Annotated in this window: 23 protein-coding genes; 12 read left to right on the top strand and 11 right to left on the bottom strand. The window is 71.5% G+C overall.

The window, feature by feature from the left end:
* Positions 1 to 8 precede the first annotated feature (8 nt).
* Positions 9 to 152, bottom strand: coding sequence for a hypothetical protein (locus tag ACFYMU_RS07890; RefSeq protein ID WP_388369505.1), 144 nt, complete (start codon positions 150 to 152; stop codon positions 9 to 11).
* Complete coding sequence (locus ACFYMU_RS07885) at positions 149 to 316, bottom strand: hypothetical protein (protein WP_388369502.1); 168 nt, start codon at positions 314 to 316, stop codon at positions 149 to 151. Before ACFYMU_RS07885 ends, ACFYMU_RS07890 begins: the two co-directional genes overlap by 4 nt.
* 254 nt (positions 317 to 570) lie before the next feature.
* Between ACFYMU_RS07885 and ACFYMU_RS07880 the strand changes: the two genes are divergently transcribed.
* Positions 571 to 789 carry a DUF397 domain-containing protein gene (locus ACFYMU_RS07880; protein WP_388369499.1) on the top strand — a complete coding sequence of 73 codons (219 nt, stop codon included), beginning with the start codon at positions 571 to 573 and terminating at the stop codon, positions 787 to 789.
* 51 nt (positions 790 to 840) lie between these two features.
* On the opposite strand, the gene ACFYMU_RS07875 is transcribed toward ACFYMU_RS07880, so the two are convergent.
* The 3 genes from ACFYMU_RS07875 to ACFYMU_RS07865 all read right to left on the bottom strand — a co-directional run bounded on the left by ACFYMU_RS07875 (position 841) and on the right by ACFYMU_RS07865 (position 4,718).
* Positions 841 to 1,161, bottom strand: a complete 321-nt coding sequence (locus ACFYMU_RS07875) for a hypothetical protein (protein WP_388370311.1) — start codon at positions 1,159 to 1,161, stop codon at positions 841 to 843.
* A 107-nt stretch (positions 1,162 to 1,268) separates the two neighbouring features.
* Positions 1,269 to 3,866 (bottom strand): DUF6185 family protein, encoded by a 2,598-nt coding sequence (locus ACFYMU_RS07870; RefSeq protein ID WP_388369496.1) that lies wholly within the window; start codon positions 3,864 to 3,866, stop codon positions 1,269 to 1,271.
* A 183-nt stretch (positions 3,867 to 4,049) separates the two neighbouring features.
* A complete protein-coding gene (locus ACFYMU_RS07865; protein WP_388370309.1) occupies positions 4,050 to 4,718 on the bottom strand; it encodes a pirin family protein in 669 nt (222 codons plus the stop codon).
* A gap of 84 nt (positions 4,719 to 4,802) precedes the next feature.
* Between ACFYMU_RS07865 and ACFYMU_RS07860 the strand changes: the two genes are divergently transcribed.
* From ACFYMU_RS07860 to fabF, 5 genes are all read left to right on the top strand, one after another.
* Entirely contained in the window at positions 4,803 to 6,008 is a 1,206-nt protein-coding gene (locus ACFYMU_RS07860) for a PucR family transcriptional regulator (protein WP_388369493.1), read from the top strand.
* A gap of 89 nt (positions 6,009 to 6,097) precedes the next feature.
* Positions 6,098 to 7,012, top strand: coding sequence for an ACP S-malonyltransferase (locus tag ACFYMU_RS07855; protein ID WP_388369490.1), 915 nt, complete (start codon positions 6,098 to 6,100; stop codon positions 7,010 to 7,012).
* A gap of 17 nt (positions 7,013 to 7,029) precedes the next feature.
* Positions 7,030 to 8,061: a ketoacyl-ACP synthase III gene (locus ACFYMU_RS07850; RefSeq protein WP_388369488.1), complete on the top strand. Its 1,032-nt coding sequence runs from the start codon at positions 7,030 to 7,032 to the stop codon at positions 8,059 to 8,061.
* Positions 8,062 to 8,162: 101 nt separating this feature from the next.
* Positions 8,163 to 8,411, top strand: a complete 249-nt coding sequence (locus ACFYMU_RS07845) for an acyl carrier protein (RefSeq protein ID WP_381079638.1) — start codon at positions 8,163 to 8,165, stop codon at positions 8,409 to 8,411.
* A 120-nt stretch (positions 8,412 to 8,531) separates the two neighbouring features.
* Positions 8,532 to 9,803 (top strand): beta-ketoacyl-ACP synthase II, encoded by a 1,272-nt coding sequence (fabF, locus tag ACFYMU_RS07840; protein WP_388369485.1) that lies wholly within the window; start codon positions 8,532 to 8,534, stop codon positions 9,801 to 9,803.
* Positions 9,804 to 9,993: 190 nt separating this feature from the next.
* Here the strand turns inward: fabF and ACFYMU_RS07835 are convergent, their stop codons facing one another.
* Positions 9,994 to 10,488: a DUF3145 domain-containing protein gene (locus ACFYMU_RS07835; RefSeq protein ID WP_388369483.1), complete on the bottom strand. Its 495-nt coding sequence runs from the start codon at positions 10,486 to 10,488 to the stop codon at positions 9,994 to 9,996.
* A 241-nt stretch (positions 10,489 to 10,729) separates the two neighbouring features.
* On the opposite strand from ACFYMU_RS07835, the gene ACFYMU_RS07830 reads away from it, so the two are divergent.
* On the top strand, positions 10,730 to 11,620 hold the full coding sequence (locus ACFYMU_RS07830; protein ID WP_388369481.1) for an SGNH/GDSL hydrolase family protein: 891 nt from the start codon (positions 10,730 to 10,732) through the stop codon (positions 11,618 to 11,620).
* Positions 11,621 to 11,629: 9 nt separating this feature from the next.
* Complete coding sequence (locus ACFYMU_RS07825; protein ID WP_388369478.1) at positions 11,630 to 12,604, top strand: aldose epimerase family protein; 975 nt, start codon at positions 11,630 to 11,632, stop codon at positions 12,602 to 12,604.
* 35 nt (positions 12,605 to 12,639) lie between these two features.
* Here the strand turns inward: ACFYMU_RS07825 and ACFYMU_RS07820 are convergent, their stop codons facing one another.
* The gene (locus ACFYMU_RS07820) at positions 12,640 to 13,596 is read right to left on the bottom strand and encodes a hypothetical protein (protein ID WP_388369476.1); all 957 of its coding nucleotides are present in this window, start codon (positions 13,594 to 13,596) and stop codon (positions 12,640 to 12,642) included.
* 236 nt (positions 13,597 to 13,832) lie between these two features.
* Entirely contained in the window at positions 13,833 to 14,219 is a 387-nt protein-coding gene (locus ACFYMU_RS07815; RefSeq protein WP_388369473.1) for a RidA family protein, read from the bottom strand.
* 49 nt (positions 14,220 to 14,268) lie between these two features.
* Between ACFYMU_RS07815 and ACFYMU_RS07810 the strand changes: the two genes are divergently transcribed.
* A complete protein-coding gene (locus ACFYMU_RS07810; RefSeq protein WP_388369470.1) occupies positions 14,269 to 15,240 on the top strand; it encodes a LysR family transcriptional regulator in 972 nt (323 codons plus the stop codon).
* Between the two features lie 89 nt (positions 15,241 to 15,329).
* The gene (locus ACFYMU_RS07805) at positions 15,330 to 16,631 is read left to right on the top strand and encodes a pyroglutamyl peptidase (protein ID WP_388369467.1); all 1,302 of its coding nucleotides are present in this window, start codon (positions 15,330 to 15,332) and stop codon (positions 16,629 to 16,631) included.
* A 36-nt stretch (positions 16,632 to 16,667) separates the two neighbouring features.
* Here the strand turns inward: ACFYMU_RS07805 and ACFYMU_RS07800 are convergent, their stop codons facing one another.
* Positions 16,668 to 17,465, bottom strand: coding sequence for an EI24 domain-containing protein (locus ACFYMU_RS07800; protein ID WP_388369464.1), 798 nt, complete (start codon positions 17,463 to 17,465; stop codon positions 16,668 to 16,670).
* A 100-nt stretch (positions 17,466 to 17,565) separates the two neighbouring features.
* Between ACFYMU_RS07800 and ACFYMU_RS07795 the strand changes: the two genes are divergently transcribed.
* A complete protein-coding gene (locus ACFYMU_RS07795; RefSeq protein ID WP_388369461.1) occupies positions 17,566 to 18,726 on the top strand; it encodes a serine hydrolase domain-containing protein in 1,161 nt (386 codons plus the stop codon).
* Positions 18,727 to 18,829: 103 nt separating this feature from the next.
* Here the strand turns inward: ACFYMU_RS07795 and ACFYMU_RS07790 are convergent, their stop codons facing one another.
* Complete coding sequence (locus ACFYMU_RS07790; protein WP_388369459.1) at positions 18,830 to 19,852, bottom strand: NADP-dependent oxidoreductase; 1,023 nt, start codon at positions 19,850 to 19,852, stop codon at positions 18,830 to 18,832.
* 105 nt (positions 19,853 to 19,957) lie between these two features.
* Here ACFYMU_RS07790 and ACFYMU_RS07785 point away from each other — a divergent pair, with 105 nt between their 5' ends.
* On the top strand, positions 19,958 to 20,392 hold the full coding sequence (locus ACFYMU_RS07785; RefSeq protein ID WP_388369457.1) for a MarR family winged helix-turn-helix transcriptional regulator: 435 nt from the start codon (positions 19,958 to 19,960) through the stop codon (positions 20,390 to 20,392).
* A 40-nt stretch (positions 20,393 to 20,432) separates the two neighbouring features.
* Here ACFYMU_RS07785 and ACFYMU_RS07780 read toward each other — a convergent pair whose 3' ends face one another.
* Positions 20,433 to 21,224 carry a hypothetical protein gene (locus tag ACFYMU_RS07780; RefSeq protein ID WP_388369454.1) on the bottom strand — a complete coding sequence of 264 codons (792 nt, stop codon included), beginning with the start codon at positions 21,222 to 21,224 and terminating at the stop codon, positions 20,433 to 20,435.
* Between the last annotated feature and the right edge of the window lie 159 nt (positions 21,225 to 21,383).

The following is a 21,383-nucleotide window of genomic DNA, read 5'->3' as shown; positions in this document are numbered from 1 at the left end:
GGCCCGGCCTACCGCCAGAAGCACTCGTCGATCACGATCTGCGGGTCGGCGGTGCGGGGCGTGAAATGATACCGCAGCCGTCCGCGCCCGTGATCGAAGTAGATGACATGCTCACCGCCCGGGCGGGTGGACTGGACGGGTTCGACGCTCATTCCGGCGACAGATCGCGGTCGCTGTCGATGCCCCGGAAGTACGGGTCTTTCGCGGTGACGAGTTCGGCACGGGCGGCGTCGACCAGGGCACGCGCCTCCGCGGGAAGGGCCGCCCGGTTGCCCTCGGCTTCCTTCGTCCAGTCGGCTTGCCGGGGCGGCCCCATGACTTCTGTCTCCGGAAGAGTCCGGCACGCCGGGCCACGCAGGCAGCACCCTTCCGGTCCCGCGGCACGGACTCAACGTGAGTCCGGCCTCTTGGCCAGGCACTCGAAACCACACGGTCTTCCCACGTCCGTCCGGGCACGGCGTCACGCCCCACCGGTCGGTCGCCGCCTCGGCAAGAAGCAGGCCGCGCCCGTCGTCGCCGAACAGGTCTCCACCCACCCGCACGGGCAATCGCGGGCATGATGCGGCGCAGGTGCCGGGCCGAGTGCTCGCCCAGGTGGAGTGCACCATCACCGGTGGCGCGACTTGGCGTACGTCCTCGTACAGCGGGAGCAATGGCGGGGAGTGCGTAGCGGTCGCCGCCGCCTGCCCCACCGGCGCCGTCCCGGTCCGCGACAGCAAGAACCTGTCCGGCCCCGTCGTGACCGTCGGCGCACCCGCCTGGCAGGCGTTCGTCGACGGCCTGCGGTAGCCGTACGAACGTGCACGGCAGCGAACCACCGGAAGCCTCGCTGCCAAAGCTCTACGCGGTGCCGTGGCCGTCGAGGAGGCGCAGCAGCACGGCGGCCTCCGCACGGAGCCGCGCGGCTCGGTCGGCGTGCGCGGGCGCCGTCAACCGCGCCGCGACGTCCAGCCGTTCCGTGGCCTCGGCGCGCACGATGTCCGCCACCCCACGCTCGCTCAGCTCACGCCGCTCCGCCTCGGTGGCACCGGCACCGACCGGTGCCTGCTCCAGGGCCAGTCCGCGCAGCTCGGCTTCACCCGCGGGCACCGCCTCCGCGTTGTCCAGCGCGGCGAGCGTCGCACGCAGCGCACTCACCGCGGCCTTGTCACGGGCGCGCATCGCTTCGGGAAGGGCCTGACGCATACGAACACGGAGGGACATACCGGGACCCTATGGCCGGGCCTCCGGGTCCGGCAACGAGATAACGATCAGTTGCGGCGACCGTGCTAGCCGCGGGTCAACTGATGCCAGATCTCTACGGCAGCCCCGACTTGAACAAGAATCCACGTGACCTGCCCCGAAACGCCCCGCACTTGGTAGATCGACAGCAGCAAGGCGAAACGGCCGGGCCAGAACTGCCGCTCCTCCTTGAAGGTCACCGTGTCCATCCAGATGCTGGTGAGCGTCAGGACGGTGAGCACGAACAACAGATAAAGGAACAGAAGGCCGAAGTCCGCATCGATGATCCGGATGAGCAACGCAGCCATCAGGGCAGGAAGGGCATACCCCGCGGTCAGGCTCCACGCACGGACGGCACTACGACGGCCGGGCAGCAGACGCCACAGCGCACCGAGGACAAAGCCGGCGGTCGCCCAGGCCACTTGAGACGCAATGAATTTCGCAACGGTGTCCGGAATCCCCGTGGGTTCATGAAGGAATTTCTGCCAAAGCCAGGGATCCTTCAGATCAAGCCAAACAAGGGCGACACTGGCCGGAATACCGAAGCAGAACGCCACGCGTGCAGCATACAGCCCATTGGACCACCAGTGGCCTTCCGGCCCCCAGGCCAGGGCCACGTCCAGCACGGAGATCTGTTCGGGCGGATTCCTGCCGCATGCGGCAACCAGCCACTGGTGCAACCCGTGCAACTGATCCTCCAACTGCTCACGCGTGATGTCGCCTGCGTGACCTTGGTCAGCCAAGTGCAGCTGGCGGATCACGTTGCGGTATTGATGGGCTTTTCCCAGTAATTCGTGTCGCCGTTTCTTGGTGCTCAGTCTCTGCACATAGAAACGATCTCCCATCTGGCCCAGTACGGACAACCAGCGCCCAACGGAAAGAACCATGAAGAGTGAGCAAATACTCAGCAGGAGCCAGATGGCGAACGGTGTGGCAGCGGCGGCGAATGAGCCGATCCGCTGACCGACAAGGAAGGCGAACAGTGCGACCGTCAACAGCCGATCCGGCTTTTCTGGCGCCAAGGAGAGCCGTTCCTGGTTGCGATCCGTTTGCGCCCGCCGAGTCTGGATACGAAAGTGCAGCAGAGCGAAAAGTGCGATTCCTGTGAGCACCCAACTATGGGCGAAAATCCACAGCAGATCAGTGAACGAAAAACCCGCCAAGAATTCACTGATGTATCTGTCGTGGCCTGTCGAGTCAGGCTGGTCGGTCAGCCAGGTGACGCGCTCCCACTGACGCTTGTTCGACAACCACAGGCACACGAACAGGAGTCCGGCGACCACAGCCAGCATCACCGCTACGGTCGCTGTCCAGCGGACGGGACCCTTGTCCCACTTGACCGACCAGGATACGGGGACCAGTCCCCCCTCCCGCGCGAAGCGCCATGCCCAAGCAGCCATGGCGACCAGCCACAGCCACACCGTCGTCAGGCCCATCAGCGCAAGACCGAACCGCCCCAGAGCGGTCGGCGTCGCTTTCGGATCGAAATCCGCCGGCAGGCCGAAGAGCTCAGGAGCCAGCACTACCAGCAGGCCGATCCCCGCCGCCGCAGCAGCGAACGCCATCACGGCACAAGCCTGGCGGCGCTGGGCACCGGCGGGTCCGGACGCTTGGGGGACGGCAGGTGACACGCCACGACGCCAGGGGCGGGCCACGAGGACCAGGGCAAAGCCCGCAGCAACAAAGATGATGGTGCGCCACCGTATCGGCAGGACCTGTCGCTGGATGAACAGAATCAGCGTCACGGCGACTGCTGCACTAAGCACGGCCCATTGCAGAACTGTCCGCGCGATGCTTTCGCTGTGCCTGTCGTCAGTGTCGCTGACCCTCTGGTTCTTATCCTGTGCGTAGCCCTTCGCCGCTCCCAAAGGGGCGGCGGGGTACGCACGCTGGGCCCTGATCGCCGCCCAGGCGATCACGAAAGAGGCGCACACCCACCATGCGGCAATACCTGCAGAACTCAAGAAAGACCGATCCAGGCTCAGACCAAAGGAGCGCTGCCAGGGTAGATCGACGTCGACCTGGATCTTCTGGGGCAGCTGATTGTTCCACTCCAGACCGTTCTCGTCGGCAGACGATGCCAGTTCGGAGCGATCATTGTAATTGAGGCCGCCCAACGAAGCCCTGATCTTCTTCCAGTGCACTTCCTGCAGTGTCCGCGGGGGCTGGAGGGTGAATCGCAGGCGGTCTTTCCCTGCGCTTTCAATCTCCCAGGGTCCGAGCTGGACCGGGTCGTAATTCCTGATCGGGGCGAGGGCGTCGTACTGCACCGTGACCTTGCCACCCCGCGCAGTCACCGACGGGACACGGAAGCGCCATTCGCCATCACGTTTGGAATTGTCCCCTCCTCGCAGCAGACAGCGCATCGCCGTACGATACTCAGACGATTTATCGCTGAACGTCAGTTGTCTAGCGAGAGCCCAATCCTTCACAGGAACTTCGACGGTCATATCCGAGTACACCATGGCATAGTCCCGGCCACGCTGCTCGAACCGGATCTCGGCCTCCACGACACTGGACCGGAGTTGATCCGCGTGGCAGTCCTCCCGGGGCTTCTGCCCCGCCTGCGCGGCAGGTGCGCACCCCCACCACACGACCGCCATGATCACCAGTGACAGCGCTCGCCACCACCGGCTCTCCGCCATACCGTCGACACCTCTTCCCGGGCGCGCGCACACGGCCTCCTCATCCGTGTCGCAGCGTCCGGCACGGCCCGCGGAGATTCAGCCATGTCGTTCTGCGTGTCATGGACAGACACACTGCAGGGCAACGCAAACCCCACCCCATCGGCCGCAGGCGGAGGACCGCGGACGGCGCCCGAGGGGAGGTCACCCCCGGCCTGAGGTGTCCGTCATCTCCCAGATCAGCAGCTCCGCGGAGGTCAGCCCCACCGCCTCCAGCTCCTTCGCGTCCGTGATCCGCGCCGCGTCCCCCGGCCCCAGTTGCCGCCCGTCCAGGCCCACTTCGCCGCGTACCACGTGCACGTACGCGTACGCCGCGTCCGGTACCGCCGTGCGCTCCCCCGCCCCGAGGCGCCGTACGTGCAGCATCGCGCCGGCCTCGGGCACCGCGTACGGTGTGGAGTCCGCGATGCCGTGGACCACCTCGTAGCCGGGCTCGCCGCCCGGTTCCAGGGGGACCAGCCACATCTGGACGAAGACCAACGGGACGTCGGCCGCATTGCGTTCCACGTGCCGGACGCCGCCCGCCGCGCTCAGGCGCTGCACGTCGCCGGGGCGGATCACGGAGGTGCGGCCGGTGGAGTCGCGGTGGGTCAGCTCTCCCTCCACCACCCATGTGACGATCTCCGTGTGGCTGTGCGGATGCTCGTCGAAGCCGGCGCCCGGTGCCAGCCGCTCCTCGTTGCAGGCGATCACCGCGCCGAACCGGAGGTTCTCCGGGTCGTAGTGGGGGCCGAAGCTGAAGGCGTGGAAGGACTCGATCCCGGCGGCCGGGTCCCCTCCGCGGTAGCGCTCGCCGGCGCGCCGTACGTCCATCACGGTCCCCACCGTAGACCCGCACCGTCCACCCCTTGGGACCCGCGCCGCACGGTCCCGTCCCGATAAGGCAGTCTTGTCCCCGTGCCCCGACCCGAAGCCCGTCACACCGAGACCCCAGTGCATTCCGTCCATCCGCATGCCGCGACCCTGAAGCGGCTGGAGAGGTCGTCCGGAAGCCTTGCCGCGCAGGCCATCGCGCGCATGGACGAGACGCTGCCCTGGTACAGGGCGATGCCTCCGGAGAACCGCTCCTGGATCGGCCTGGTGGCCCAGGCGGGTATCGCGGCGTTCACCGAGTGGTTCCGGCATCCGGACACCCCTCAGGCCATCTCCACCGATGTGTTCGGCACGGCTCCCCGGGAGCTGACCCGGGCCATCACCCTGCGGCAGACCGTGGAGATGGTGCGGACGACCATCGAGGTCATGGAGTCCGCCATCGACGAGGTGGCCGCTCCCGGCGACGAGTCCGTGCTGCGCGAGGCGCTCCTCGTGTACGCCCGTGAGATCGCCTTCGCCACCGCCCAGGTCTACGCCCAGGCCGCCGAGGCGCGCGGCGCGTGGGACGCGCGGCTGGAGTCGCTCGTCGTCAACGCCGTGCTCAGCGGGGAGGCCGACGAGGGGGCCGTCAGCCGGGCCGCGGCACTCGGCTGGAACGCGCCGGAACACGTGTGCGTGGTGCTGGGTACGGCACCGGACGGTGACAGCGAACTGACGGTCGAGGCCATCCGCCGGGCCGCCCGGCACGCCAAGCTGCAGGTGCTCACGGGTGTGCTCGGGGACCGGCTCGTGGTGATCGCCGGAGGCAGTGACAATCCGCTCGCCGTCGCCAAGTCGCTCATCGGGCCGTTCGCCGCGGGTCCCGTGGTCGCCGGGCCGATCGTGCCCGATCTGCTCGCCGCGACCCGTTCCGCGCAGGCCGCCGCGGCGGGCCTCAAGGCGTGCACCGCCTGGCAGGACGCGCCGCGCCCGGTGCTGGCGGACGATCTGCTGCCGGAGCGCGCGATCGCCGGTGATCCGAGCGCGCGGGAGCAGTTGGTGGAGGAGATCTACAGACCGCTGGAGGAGGCGGGCTCCGCGCTCCTGGAGACCCTCAGCGTGTATCTGGAACAGGCGTCCAGCCTCGAGGGCGCGGCCCGCATGCTCTTCGTTCACCCGAACACCGTGCGCTACCGGCTCCGACGTGTGACTGACGTCACCGGCTGGTCGCCCTCTGATGTACGCTCCGCGTTCACCCTGCGGATCGCGCTGATCCTGGGCCGTCTCGTCGAGGGAGATCTCCAGACCTGACCTTTTGTCGAGGGCCCACAAAACCCCCCGCGGTTCTTCGTCCCTGTCCTCACGGGCGGCCCCGGCCGTCCCCAAGAGAGAGTGTGAGAGTGCTCGTACTCGTCGCTCCCGGCCAAGGCGCCCAGACGCCAGGCTTCCTGACCCCCTGGCTCGAACTCCCCGGCGCCGCCGACCGCATCGCCGCCTGGTCGGAAGCCATCGGGCTCGATCTCGCCCACTACGGCACCCAGGCGGACGCGGACGCCATCCGGGACACCGCCGTCGCCCAGCCGCTGCTGGTGGCCGCCGGTCTGCTCTCCGCCGTGGCACTGGGTGACATCGTTCCCGGCGCCGTCGCCGGCCACAGCGTCGGCGAGATCACCGCGGCCGTCTTGGCGGGCATCCTGGACGACACGGCCGCGCTGACCCTCGTACGCAAGCGGGGCCTGGCCATGGCCGACGCCGCCGCCATCACGCCGACGGGCATGTCGGCGCTGCTGGGCGGCGAGCCCACGACGACGCTTCCGCACCTGGACAAGCTGGGCCTGACCCCGGCCAACGTCAACGGCGCCGGACAGATCGTCGCCGCCGGCACCCTGGAGCAGCTCGCCGCCCTGCAGGAGGACAAGCCCGAGGGCGTGCGGCGCGTCGTCCCGCTGAAGGTGGCGGGAGCGTTCCACACGCACCACATGGCCCCCGCGGTCGACGCCCTGGCGCAGGCCGCCGAGGCGCTGAGGCCCGCGGACCCCAAGGTCGCCTACGTCTCGAACAAGGACGGGCAGACGGTCGACACCGGCGCCGAGGTGCTTCAGCGCCTGGTCGGCCAGGTCGCCAGCCCGGTCCGCTGGGACCTGTGCATGGAGACCTTCGAGAAGCTGGGCGCGACCGCGCTGATCGAGGTCAGCCCCGGCGGCACCCTCACCGGCATCGCCAAGCGCGCGCTGCCGGGCGTCAAGACCCTGGCCCTGAAGACCCCCGACGACCTCGCCGCGGCTCGCGATCTGATCGCCGAGCACAGCGTCTGATGGAGGAGCCCGAGAGCATGTCGAAGATCAAGGCACGGAAGGGCGCTCCGTACGCGCGCATCCTCGGCGTGGGCGGTTACCGTCCCGTCCGCGTGGTGCCCAACGAAGTGATCCTGGAGACGATCGACTCCTCCGACGAGTGGATCCGCTCCCGCTCCGGCATCGAGACGCGGCACTGGGCGAACGACGAGGAGACCGTCGCCGCCATGTCGGTGGAGGCGGCCGGCAAGGCGATCGCCGACGCCGGGATCCCGGCCGAGCGGATCGGCGCGGTCGTCGTCTCCACGGTCTCGCACTTCAGCCAGACCCCGGCCATCGCCACCGAGATCGCCGACAAGCTCGGTACCGACAGGGCCGCCGCCTTCGACATCTCCGCGGGCTGCGCGGGCTTCGGCTACGGCCTCACGCTCGCCAAGGGCATGGTCGTCGAGGGATCCGCGGAGTACGTCGTGGTCATCGGCGTGGAGCGGCTGTCCGACCTGACCGACCTGGAGGACCGGGCCACCGCCTTCCTGTTCGGTGACGGCGCGGGAGCGGTCGTCGTGGGCCCGTCCGACGAGCCGCACATCGGCCCGACCGTGTGGGGCTCGGAGGGCGACAAGGCCGAAACGATCAAGCAGACCGTGCCGTGGAACGCGTACCGGGTCGGCGACGCCTCCCAGCTCCCGCTCGACGACCAGGGCAACATCAGGTTCCCCGCGATCACGCAGGAGGGCCAGGCGGTCTTCCGCTGGGCCGTGTTCGAGATGGCGAAGGTCGCCCAGCAGGCGCTGGACGCGGCCGGGATCACCGTGAACGACCTGGACGTCTTCATTCCGCACCAGGCGAACGTGCGGATCATCGACTCGATGGTGAAGACTCTCAAGCTGCCGGAGCACGTCACGGTCGCCCGTGACATCCGCACCACCGGCAACACCTCGGCCGCCTCGATCCCGCTCGCGATGGAGCGGCTCCTGGCGACCGGCGAGGCGAAGAGCGGCGACACCGCGCTCGTCATCGGCTTTGGGGCGGGTCTCGTGTACGCCGCGACGGTCGTTACCCTCCCCTAGGCACTCCGTGCCGGATCTCGGGTCCGGCACGGGCGCCGCACGCACCTGCCGCTCACGCGGTGGGCGCCACATCTCTGGATATCTACGAAGGAGCGCCTGACATGGCCGCCACGCAGGAAGAGATCGTCGCCGGTCTCGCCGACATCGTGAACGAGATCGCCGGCATCCCGGTGGAGGACGTCCAGCTGGACAAGTCCTTCACCGACGACCTGGACGTCGACTCGCTGTCCATGGTCGAGGTCGTCGTCGCCGCCGAGGAGCGCTTCGACGTCAAGATCCCCGACGACGACGTCAAGAACCTCAAGACGGTCGGCGACGCTGCCGACTACATCCTCAAGCACCAGGGCTGATCGACCGATCACCTGGGCTGACAGCCAGGCGCCGGGCCCGTGGCCCGGTCGTCGGGCCGTTGCCCCGCCACCCGGCGGTGGCGCCGTCGAATCCTCGTATCCGTTGGAGAAAGAATTCCCGTGAGCTCGACCAATCGCACCGTGGTCGTCACCGGTATCGGCGCAACCACACCGCTGGGTGGCGACGCAGCCTCTACCTGGGAGGGCCTGCTCGCCGGCAAGTCCGGTGTCCGCGCCCTGGAGCAGGACTGGGCCGCCGATCAGGCGGTCCGCATCGCCGCGCAGATCGCCGTGGAACCGTCCGAGGTCATCCCGCGGCCCCAGGCCCGGCGCCTGGACCGCTCGGCGCAGTTCGCGCTGATCGCGGCCAAGGAGGCGTGGGCGGACGCCGGTTTCACCGGCAGGGCGGGCGAGGACGGCAGCATCGACCCCGACCGGCTGGGCGCGGTCATCGCCTCCGGCATCGGCGGTGTGACGACCCTCCTCGACCAGTACGACGTGCTCAAGGAGAAGGGCGTCCGTCGCGTCTCCCCGCACACCGTGCCGATGCTGATGCCGAACGGCCCGTCCGCCAACGTGGGCCTCGCCGTGGGCGCGCGCGCCGGTGTGCACACCCCGGTCTCCGCCTGCGCGTCGGGCGCCGAGGCCATCGGCTACGCCATCGAGATGATCCGCAGCGGCCGCGCCGACGTGGTGGTCGCCGGCGGCACGGAGGCGGCGATCCACCCGCTGCCGATCGCCGCGTTCGGCAACATGATGGCGATGTCCAAGAACAACGACGACCCGCAGGGCGCCTCGCGCCCCTACGACACGGCCCGCGACGGCTTCGTCCTCGGCGAGGGCGCGGGCGTCGTCGTCCTGGAGTCGGCCGAGCACGCCGCGGGGCGCGGTGCCCGCGTCTACGCGGAGGCGGTCGGCCAGGGCATCTCCGCCGACGCCCACGACATCGTGCAGCCGGAGCCCGAGGGCCGCGGCATCTCGCACGCCCTGCAGAACCTGCTCGACAACACCGACCTGGACCCGGCCGAGATCGTGCACGTGAACGCGCACGCCACCTCGACGCCGGCCGGTGACGTGGCCGAGCTCAAGGCGCTGCGCAAGGTCTTCGGCGACGACGCGGACCACATGGCGGTCTCCGCGACCAAGTCGATGACGGGTCATCTGCTCGGCGGCGCCGGCGGTGTGGAGTCGGTGGCGACCGTCCTCGCGCTCTACCACCGCATCGCCCCGCCGACGATCAACGTCGAGAACCTCGACCCGGAGGCCGAGGCCAACGCCGACGTCGTCGTCGGCGAGGCCCGCAAGCTGCCCGTGGAGGGCCGCATCGCGGCACTGAACGACTCGTTCGGCTTCGGCGGGCACAACGTGGTGCTGGCGTTCCGCAGCATCTGACGGTCCGACGGGTTCGGACGTCCCGTCGAACGGCCTGTGGCCCGGACTCCCCAGGGAGTCCGGGCCACACGCCGTTGCCGGCCGGATGCCTCGCGGGCGCGTCCGGACGGCCGGATGTTTCGCGGGCGCGTCCGGACGGCCGGATGTTTCGCGGGCGCGTCCGGACGGCCGGATGCCTCGCGGGCGGCGTCTAGACGACCTGGTGGAGCCAGCGGACCGGCGCTCCCTCGCCCGCGTAGCGGAAGGGCTCCAGCTCGTCGTCCCACGGCTTGCCGAGCAGCCTGGCGAGTTCGGCCTCCAGGTCCGTCTCGTCGCGCTGGGAGCGCAGCAGGGCGGCACGCAGCCGGTCCTCCGGGATCAGGATGTCCCCGTGGATGCCGGTGACGGCGTGGAAGATGCCGAGGTCGGGGGTGCAGCTGTAGCGCTCGCCCTCGGCCGTCGGGCACGGTTCCGCGGTGACCTCGAAACGCAGCAGCTGCCAGCCGCGCAGCGCGGAGGCGAGCTTGGAGGCGGTGCCGGCCTCGCCCTGCCAGGAGAACTCGGATCTCCAGGTGCCGGGGGCGGCGGGCTGCCGGATCCAGTCGAGGTTGACGCGTGTCCCCAGCACGCCCGCGACGGCCCACTCGACGTGCGGGCACAGTGCGCGTGGCGCGGAGTGCACGTACAGGACTCCACGTGTCGTCACCTGAACCTCCGGGCAGACCGCGACATCTTGTAACTCAACGGAACGGGCGTGGCGGGGCGGCCACGGGGCGAGGCTACCGTGCGTGGGGGCAAGGAGTGTGACGTACCGTCGGTCCAGGTGCCCGCAAACTCCGAGGTTTCACCCAAGGGGACGCGGGGCTGACCCAGCGTGTTCGAAACGCTGCCCGAACGACTGCGTGCGCGGACCGACCACCGTGCACGACGAACGAGGGGACCACGGGATGCGAAAGCCAGGCCACCGTTCGCGGGCCGCCGTCGCGATCGCCGCCGCGACCGTCCTGGGGCTCGCCGGATGCGACGCCTCCGGCGGCGGGACCGCGACACGGAGCACCGCGGCCCCCACCGCGAGACCCACCCCGGTCTGGAACCCCTCCCCCCGCTCGATCGCCGCCGTCGGCGACTCCATCACGCGCGGCTTCGACGCCTGCGCCGTGCTGTCGGACTGCCCCGAGGTGTCGTGGGCCACCGGCAGCGACGCCGGGGTCGACAGCCTCGCCGTGCGGCTGCTCGGGGCGGCCGGGGCCACGGAGCGCAGCTGGAACTACGCGGTGACGGGGGCCCGGATGTCCGATCTGGCCGGGCAGATCGCACAGGCCGTGGCGAAGCGGCCGGAGCTGGTGACGGTGATGGTCGGCGCCAACGACGCCTGCCGCTCCACCACCTCCGCGATGACGTCGGTCGACGACTTCCGCGACCAGTTCCAGGACGCGATGGACGTGCTGCGCGCGTCGCTGCCCAAGGCGCAGGTGTATGTCTCCAGCGTGCCCAACCTGAAGCGGCTGTGGTCCGAGGGCCGTGCCAGCCCGCTGGGCAAGCAGGTGTGGAAGCTGGGCATCTGCCCCTCGATGCTGGGCGACGCGGACGCGCTGGACGCCGCGGCGACCAGGAGGCGGGACAAGGTGCAGGCCCGTGTGGAGGGGTACAACCGGGTCCTGAGGGAGGTGTGCGCGAAGGACCGGCGGTGCCGCTTCGACGGCGACGCGGTCTTCGACTTCCGCTTCGGGACCGAGCAGCTGAGCCAGTGGGACTGGTTCCATCCGAGCCGGAACGGTCAGGCCCGGCTCGCTGAGATCGCCTACCGCGCGGTCACGGCCAAGGAACCCTTGACCTAGGGTTTCCCCATGCGTCAACGTTTCGGCACACTTTCCGACGGCACACCGGTCCACCGCTGGACCCTGGAGCGCGGCGGGACGCGGGTGCGCGTCCTGTCGTACGGCGGGATCGTGCAGTCCGTGGAGGTCCCCGACCGGGAGGGGCGCCCGGCGGACGTGGTGCTGGGGCTGCCGGACCTGGAGGGCTACCTGGGCAACCCGGGGCCGTTCCTCGGCGCGGTGATCGGGCGGTACGCCAACCGCATCGCGGGCGCGCGCTTCCCGCTCGACGGCCGGACGTGCGCGCTCGAACCGAACGACGGACCGAACTCCCTGCACGGGGGCGCACGGGGCTTCGACAAGCGGGTGTGGGACGGGGAAGCGATCGAGCACGGCATACGGCTGTCGCGGGTGAGCCCGCACGGCGAGGAGGGTTTCCCGGGCCGGCTGGAGGTGTCGGCGACGTACTCGCTCGGCCCGGACGGCGCGCTGCGGATCGCGTACGAGGCGGTCACGGACGCGCCGACCGTGGTGAACCTGACGAACCACTCCTACTGGAACCTGGCCGGCTCGGGGAACGCGGGCGGACACGAGCTGCGGATCGCCGCCTCGCGGTTCACCGCCGTGGACGGGGACCTGATCCCGGCGGGCGCGCCGCGGGACGTGCACGGCACGCGCTTCGACTTCCGGACGGCCCGGACCACCGGCTCGGGGTACGACCACAACTTCGTGCTCGACAAGGGCGTCACCGCCACGCCGGTCGCGGTCGCCGAGCTGCACGATCCGGTGTCCGGGCGGGTCCTCACCGTGGCCACCACGGAGCCGGGGCTGCAGCTGTACACCCCGGACCACCTCGGCGACCCGTTCCCGCCCGGCCCCGGGATCGCCCTGGAGACGCAGCACTTCCCGGACTCCCCGAACCGGCCGGACTTCCCGAGCACGCTGCTGCGGCCGGGCGCGGTGTACCGCTCGCGGACGGTGTACGGCTTCGGCGTGCGGGCTTAGCGTGCGGAGTCAGCGGGCGGGGTCAGCGGGCGGGGTCAGCCGCCCTCGCCGCGCATCCGCTTCGCCGCCCGGCCGAGCAGGGTCATCGCCCCCAGGCACACCAGCAGGACCGAGCCCCCGACCGCCAGCGGCGCCGGATCGCCGTCCTTGATCCCGTTGCCCGTCACCGTCGTGGCCAGCACGAGGATGATCGAGTACAGGGCCGTGCCGACCTTGGCACCGGCCGGAATCACCTGGAGCAGCTGCGGGACGGTCGTCGCGGCGGCGAGGCCCATGGCGAACGGGATGAACGCGCCGAGGACGAGCGCGCCGAACCCGAAGGAGTTGCCGTAGGCGCCCCAGCCGATGCCCTTGACGAGCAGATAGCCCGCCGCGCCGAAGGACAGCAGGGCCAGCAGACCGTTGATGTACGCGGCCTGCGTGGCGGCCTTGCGGGCGCTCGGCAGATGCGCGGCCGACGAGCGCCAGGCGTCCGGGGTGATCAGGCGCAACTGCCGCCGGAGGGCGTTCATCCTCATCATCGTGACGGCACCGACGGTCACGAGGGCCAGGCCGACGGCCGCGGCGACGAAGCCGGACGGCTTCTGCGTGATGCCGTAGTGGACGCCGCCGAAGGTCAGCGGGATGCCCAGGACGAAGGAGACCGCGTAGGTCTTCGACTTCTGCTGGATCTGGAACACCAGTTGCCGCTGATCCGCGGTCAGGTTCGGGTCGAGCCGCATGTGTCCCTCACCCATCCGCTGCTGCGGCGCCTGAGGCTGCTGCGGCGGGTACGGCTGCTGCGGGTGGCCGCCCTGCTGGGGCGGATGGTACGGCGGCTGCTGTCCGTACGGACCCTGCGGCGGGTAGGGGCCGCCCTGAGGCGGGTAGGGACCCTGCGGCGGGTACGGGCCCTGCGGCGGGTACGGGCCCTGCGGCGGGGGCTGGTACGGGCCCTGGGGCTGGTACGGCCCTTGGGGCTGGTACGGCCCTTGGGGCTGGCCTGGGTGCATGCGTTCTCCCCCGAACGGCGAATTCCGGCCCGCGAGTCTTGCACACCCGGCCGAAGGCGACGAGCCCCGGCCCGGAGGTCAGGACACGGACCGGAGGCCGCCGCGGAGGGAACTCGTCCCGGTCCGACGGTAATCGTCGCCGTCACCCGGCGGTCCGCCATGCGCCGATGGGCCCGCATCTCGTACGCACTCTTCACAAGCGCCCGGGAGTCGGCCTTCCGGAGCGACGTCGGGTGTCAGGCGGCGGGCACCGCCGCGACGACCTCGACCTCGACCTGCGCCTCGGGCCGGAAGAGGCGGGGCACCTCGAAGGTCATGCTGGTGGGCGGGGTTCCGGTGAGGAACGTGCGGCGCACGGCGCCGTATTCCTCGAGCCTGCCGATGTCGGTCAGACAGGTGCGGATGTTGATGACGTCGGCGAAGGTGGCGCCGTGCGCCCTGAGCAGGGCGTCGATCGTCTCGAAGACACCGCGGGTCTGCTCGGCGAGTGTCGCGCCCTCGGCGATCTGCCCGGACAGGAACAACAGCGCGCTGCCGTCGGCCTGTTCGACGCGCGCGACCTGCGAGTAGTACGGGCTGAGCGGCTGGGGTGCGGAGGCGGGGTTGCCCAGGGTGATCTGCATGGTGCCGACGCTATGACCGCGTCCGGGATGCGACAAGCGAATGTCTAGCATGGCTGCCATGTCGACCTCACATGGCACGACGGTGTCCGGTGTCCCCGATCTGTCCACCGTGTGGCTGCGGGTGTTCCTGGAGGTCGCCCGGCGGGGCTCGTTCACCCTGGCGGCGCGGTCGCTCGGCTGGACGCAGTCCGCGGTGTCCCGGCAGATCTCCGCGCTGGAGTCGGCGCTGGGCGGTGCGCGGCTGTTCGACCGGCTGCCGCGGGGTGTGCGGCTCACCGAGGCGGGCCGGATCCTGGTGCCGCACGCGGAGGCCGTCGCGGACTCGCTGCACTCGGCGGCGCGCGAGTTCGCGGCACTGCGCGAACTGACCGGCGGGCGGCTGCGTTTCGGGGCGTTCGCCACCGCCGACGCGGCGCTGGTTCCGCGTGCCCTGGCCGCCTTCCGCGCCCGCCACCCCCGCGTCCGGGTCTCCCGCGAGGAGGGCCTGACACCCGTCCTGCTCGACCGGCTGACCGCGGGCCACCTCGACCTGGCGGTCGTCTCCTCGACGGGCCGGCCCCCGTTGGACGCCCACGACCTCCACCACCTCCTCGACGAGTGCCTGTACGTCGCCGTCCCCGCCGGTCATCCCCTCGCGGACCACCCGGGGCCCGTGCGGCTCGGCCGGCTCGCCGACGACGACTGGATCTCCGGCGCCGCCCGCCCCGAGGGCACCCTGCTCGACGCGGCGGTGCGTCAGGGCTTCCGCCCGCGCATCGCGCACGTCGTCGCCGAGTGGACCGCCAAGCTCGGATACGTCGCCGCGGGCCTCGGGGTGACCCTGGTGCCGGCGCTCGCCGCCGAGTCCGTACGCCCCGATGTGGCGCTGCTCGCGGTGCTGGACGAGGACGCGCCGGCCCGGGCGGTGTACGCGGCGACGGCGCGCGGACGGGCCCTGTCACCGGCCGCCGAGGCGTTCGTCGGGGCCCTGCGGGACGCGGCGGCCCATGTGCCCGCACCGGCGCGGGAGGGTGCCGGCTGATCCGGGCACCATGGCCCGCGCCCCTTCCGTCACGCGATACTGCGGCCGTCCGGCAGCACACCCACTGCGACGGAAGGACATGAACTCCCTTGCCTCCCATACGTGTTCGGACTGGCATCCTGGGGCTGGCGCTGCTCGCGGGACTCGCGGCGCCACCGGCGGCGGCGGACCCGGCGCCCACCTCGACCGTCGAGGAGCGACGCCTCGACCGGGCCGCCCCGCAGGAGATCCTCGAGCTTTCCGGATTCGACTCCGTGGCACCGCGGTTCGCGCGGGCGCTGGCGCGGACCCGGTCGTACGCACAGGCGGAACGCGTCGTCACATGGCAGGGGTCGCGGCTGTGGCGCCGGGCCGTCGACCGGGCGCAGGGGCGGGGGCCGGCGGACTGCGAGGGACGCGAAGCGCCCGCGTGCGGTGGCGGCGGCGGCCTGAGCCGGGACGACGACCGGCCGCTGTACTGGGCGCGGCTCGGCATGACGCGGGAACTGCGCGGCTGGCAGCCCGGTTTCGCGATGTCCGACGCCCAGCGCGGCAGGCTTCTCTCGGCGCTCGAGACCACCTCACGCGGCCAGGACGCGATCCGGTACCCGCACGGGGTGCGGCGGATCCTGGTCACCGGGTTCGACCCGTTCACGCTGGACCGGGACATCCGGATCTCCAATCCGTCCGGGGCCGCCGCACTGGCACTGGACGGCACCACGGTGCGGACGGCGGACGGCCCGGCGCGCATCGAGGCCGCCGTGTTCCCGGTGCGCTGGCGGGACTTCGCCGACGGAACCGTGGAGCGCACGCTGCGGCGGCGGCTGCCGGACGTGGACCTGTTCACGACCGTGAGCCAGGGACGGGTCGGCCGCTTCGACATCGAGCGGACCAACGGGGCCTGGCGGGGCGGCTTCGCGGACAACGACAACCTGGGCAGCACCGGGACCGTCCCGGTCCGCGACCCGGCCACCCAGCCGCAGTGGACGTCCACGACCCTCCCGTACCGGGCGATCACGGCAGCGGACACCGGGCGCTTCCCCGTGTACGACCACACCGAGGTGACCGAGATCCCGGCGGGCGGCACCGGTCCCGTCGTCCGGCCGGACGGGCCGACCCCGGGGTCGACGGCCCGGGCCGGGGGCGGCGGCGACTATCTGTCCAACGAGATCGCGTACCGGGCGACGCTGCTGCGGGACCGGCTCGGACTGCACGACACCCTGCCCGGCGGGCATGTGCACACGCCGGTGCTGCAGTTCGGCGCGGGGAACACGGACCCGGCGACGGGGGCGGTCACCGACCCGGAGTTCGTCCGCAACCGGCTCGACATCATCGCGCAGGTGCGGGCGATCGTGGTGGCGGCGGCGAACGCGACGTCCGGCGTCAGTGCGGCGGAGCGGACGGGAGGCTGACGCCGGGGCAGGCCGGGGCGGCGGCGGGCAGCCGGGTCACGACGCGGCCTCCTCGGAGGCCGGGGAGCGGTCGGGGCCGTCCTCGGCGGTCTCCTCCCCCATCAGGTCGCGGGCCAGCAGCGTGGCGCCCGCGACCGCGCCCGGCATCAGGAAGACGGCCACGAAGGGCACGAGGAAGGCGAGGCCGAGGGGGGTGCCGAAACCCCAGACCAGAAGCCGGCGGGAGCGCAGCAGGACGAGGCGCTCGCGGAGCGCGACGCCCCGGCGCTGGAGGGCGACGGCGGCCAGTTCCTCGGTGAGGAAGAAACCCGTGACGAAGAAGCCGACGACGGGGACGACGGTCTGGCCGACGAACGGGAGGAAGCCGAGCGCGAAGAGCAGGACACCCCACAGCACGGCCCGGACCAGGACGCGCAGGCTGTCGCGGAGCGAGATCCACAGTTCGCGGATCAGGGGCAGGTCCGACCGCGGGGCCGTGCCGTCCGGGGACACGTCGCGGTCGACCCGCTCCGAGAGGTTCTCGTAGAAGGGCTGGCCGACGACGAGGGTGACGGCGGTGAAGGAGAGCACGGTGAGGAGCAGGGCGAGGGCGAACAGCACGGCGGTCAGGAAGCCGCGGAAGAGGCCGGGCCAGGGGCTCGGCCAGGAGTCGGCGAAGGGGGTGGCCCAGGCGACGAGGTCGGCGCCCCACAGGGCCAGGGCGGTGAGGGCGGCGGCGTAGAGCACGAGGGTGACCAGGCCGGGCAGCAGACCGAAGCGGTACTGCCCGCCGTGCCGGGCCATCCAGCGCTGCCCCTTCAGCAGATGGCCGAATCCCGTCCCAAGATCGCGCATGGGGGAACCCTATCGCCGCCGGTCGGCACCGCGGCCCGGGGAACTCCCGTACGGGGGCGAGCGTTGCCGAACCGTTTTCCCCGAAGCACGAAGGAGCGCGATGACCCACGAGATCACCATCCACGGCACGGTCGCCGAGGGCTTCGAGACGGTGCGCGAGGAGTTCGCCGCCGTGGTCGCCGAGGAGCGGCCCGACTACGAGGGCCAGTTGAGCGCGTACGTCGACGGCCGCCGGGTGGTGGACCTGTGGGCAGGCCCGGAGGACGCGGGCGCGGACTCGCTCTACGGCGTGTTCTCCTCCACCAAGGGTGCCGCCCATCTCGTCGTCGCGCTCCTCGTGCAGGACGGGACGCTGCATCTGGACCGCGAAGTGGCTTACTACTGGCCGGAGTTCGCCGCCGAGGGCAAGGGCGCGCTGACCCTGCGCGAGCTGCTCGCGCACCGGGCGGGCGTCGTCGGCGCCGACCCAGGGTTCACGCTCGACGAACTCGCCGACGACCGGGCGATCGCGCGGCGGCTCGCCGGCCGGCGCCCGTTCTGGCGGCCGGGCGCGGCCTTCGGCTATCACGCGCTGGTGATCGGAGCGCTCACGGGCGAGGTGGTGCGGCGGGTGACGGGCCGCTCGCTCCAGGAGCTGTACGAGGAGCGGGTGCGGGCGCCGTACGGCCTGGACTTCTTCCTGGGGCTGCCCGAGGAGCACGAGCCACGCTTCCGGTCCGTCCAGCCGATGGCCCCGACGCCGGAGCAGCAGGTGCTCCTGGACGCCGCGCCGTCCGGCCCGCACACCCTGGGGTCGATCGCCTTCAACGAGCACGTGCCGGACCCGGTCCCCCTGGCCGACATCCCCAACGCCCGCGTCGTGCGGGCGAAGGGGCCGGCGTCGGTGGGCGGTGTCGGCTCCGCGCGCGGTCTCGCCGGGATGTACGCGGCGGCGACGAGCGAGGTGGACGGGCGGCCGCCGCTGCTGGCACCGGACACGATCGGCGAGGTCGGGCAGATACAGTCCACCGGGTACGACCTGGTGGCCCGCACCCACAAGTCGTTCGCGCTCGGCTTCCAGGCCACGTCGGAGACGTGGTACCCGTTCCTCGGCGCGGGGGCGTTCGGGCACGGCGGGGCGAGCGGCTCCCAGGGCTTCGCCGATCCCCGCAGCGGCCTGGCGTACGGGTACACCCGCCGCCGGTTCGCCTTCCCGGGCGGCGCGGCCCCGGAGAACGAGCGGCTGGTGCGGGCGGTGCACACGGCGGCACTGGCCCGCTGAGGACCGAAGGCCGCACCCCACGTCCAGAAGTGCGGCCCTCGTCGTACACAGCGTCGTCGGCCCGGTGATCGTCACCGGGTCGGCGGCCCCGTGGGAGAGGGTGTCAGAGCCGGACGACCATCTTCCCGATGTTCTCGCCGCGCAGGACGCCGAGGAACGCCTCCAGGTTGTTCTCGATGCCCTCCACGACGGTCTCGCGGTACTTGAGTGCGCCGGAGCGCACCCAGGCGCCGACCTCCTCGACGAACTGCGGCTGCAGGTCGTGGTGGTCGTTGACGAGGAAGCCCTCGATCCGGCCACGGGTCTGGATCAGGCGGGCCAGGTTCTTCGGGCCCGGGGCGGGCTCGGTGTCGTTGTAGACGGAGATCATGCCGCACACGGCGATGCGGCCACCGCGGTTGAGGGAGCCGATGGCGGCCTCCAGGTGCTCCCCGCCCACGTTGTCGAAGTACACGTCGATCCCGTCGGGGGCGGCCGCGCGCAGTTGCTTGCCCACGGGGCCGTTGCGGTAGTTGAAGGCCGCGTCGAAGCCGTACTCCTCGACCAGCAGCTTGACCTTCTCGTCGGAACCCGCGGAGCCGACGACCCGCGAGGCGCCCTTCAGCCGGGCGATCTGCCCGACCTGGCTGCCGACGGCCCCGGCGGCGCCCGACACGAAGACGGAGTCGCCCTCCTTGAAGGCGGCGGTGCGCAGCAGTCCGGCGTAGGCCGTGAGCCCGGTCATGCCCAGCACGCCCAGGTACGCGGACAGCGGCGCCGCCTCCGGGTCCACCTTGACGGCGTTCCTGGCGTCCACGACCGCGTACTCGCGCCAGCCGAAGAAGTGCAGGATGTGGTCGCCGGGCTCGATGCCCTCGGCGTGGGAGACGACGACCTCGCCGACCGCGCCGCCCTGCATCGGCTTGTTCAGCTCGAAGGGAGCGACGTAGGACTTGGCGGCGCTCATGCGGCCGCGCATGTACGGGTCGACGGAGACGTACACGTTCCGCACGAGCACCTGGCCCTCACCCGGCTGCCGGATCTCCGCCTCGACGAGGGCGAAGTCCCCCGGCTCGGGCCAGCCGACGGGCCGGCTGAGGAGGTGCCATTCGCGGCTGACGGCGGGAAGCGTGGGGGCGTTGGACATGGCGGCCTTTCCTCACGTGCTGCGACGGCTCAAATATTTCAGTACCTGAAACAACCATGCGCCTGAATATTTCAGCATGTCAAGTGGAGCGGTAGCCTGGACGCCATGGCCCCGCAGAGGACATCCCGCATCGACCCGCTGACCCTGGAGGTCGTGGAACTCATCGGCACCGTCGTGGCCCGCTACCACGAGGAGTACGAGGAAGCGGCGGCCGAGCACGCGCTGACCGGCGCGCAGGCACGCCTGCTGAGCCTGCTGTCGCTGGAGCCGCTGCCGATGCGGCGGCTGGCGCAGAAGCTGAAGTGCGAGCCGTCCAACGTCACCGGCATAGTGGACCGGCTGGAGACGCGGGGCCTGGTGGAACGCCGCCCGGACCCGGCCGACCGCCGCGTGAAGCTGGCGGCGGCGACGGAGGAGGGCCGCCGGGTGGCCCGCGGCCTGCGGGACTCCCTGAACTTCGCCCGTGAGCCACTGGCCGGCCTCTCCCGCGAGCAACGCCTGTCCCTGCGGGACCTGCTGGTCCGCATGCTGGAGAGCTAGTGTCGGCTGTTCGCCAGGGACGGGGCAGCCTCCCGCCTTCCTAGGTGCACCACCACAGGAACCGGTTGCAGGTGTTCGTGGGTGACGGTGCAGGAGGCGGGGTGCTGGGCGTCGGGTCCGCCGATGGAGGCGTGCCCGCCGTCCCGGTCGACGTCGCCGTCGGCGCCGGGGCCGAGGAGCCCGGCAGGCCGGTGGCGGTGGCCGACGGTGTCTGCGGGCTCTTCGAGGCGTCGGGCCCGGTGGCCTTGGGGGACGCGGACGCCGACGGTGACGCGGACGTCGTGGCCGATGCCGGGCGGGCCGACCCGGCGGTCCCCGCACTCCCGTCGCCGGCCGACGGGTCGGCCGTGTCCCCGGCGGTGGCGGAACCGTCCGCCGACTCGCTCCCGGCGGTGGCCGTCTTCGGGGTGGATCCCGGTACCTCGATGCCGAGTTCGGCCAGGCTCAGCCCACCGGCCGCCAGCAACAGCCCGGCCCCGACGAACAGCGCCCGCCGCCGGCGCCGCCGGTGCGCCGCCGCCTTGCGGTCGCGACGCGCGGCCCGCCCCCCGGCGGCCGGGTCGCTGCGGGCCGGGGCCCCACGCCCCTTGGCCCGCCGCCGGTTCTGCGCGCGACCGGGCCGAGCGGGCTCGTCCTCGTCCGCCGTCCCGGTTCCCTCGGAGCCACCAGATCCGTCGAAGCCGCCGGGGGCACCGGTCCCGTCGCAGCCGTCACCGGCGACGCGCGCGTCGCCGTGGTCCGCGTACGCGCGCAGTTCTTCGGCCGACGAGCCGCACCCCGGGCACGCGAGGGCGCCGTTGAGGTGCCGTCGGCACGAGTGGCAGTAGTCCATGACGCGGGAAGGGTAAGTTCCCCGCCGGTAACGTTCCTAGTGGCTGCTGTGAAAATTGTGTGGGGAACCGCGCGTCACGGTGCGGCGAGTTGAGCGCGGCCCGGGGAACGGCCCCGGCATCCTTGCCGAAACCGTTATGCGTTCGACCCATTGACACCC

It is taken from the genome of Streptomyces sp. NPDC007264, from assembly GCF_042869095.1.
GTDB lineage: Bacteria > Actinomycetota > Actinomycetes > Streptomycetales > Streptomycetaceae > Streptomyces.
Note: the sequence above shows the minus strand (reverse complement) of the source record. Positions and strands in the feature narration are given on the sequence as shown.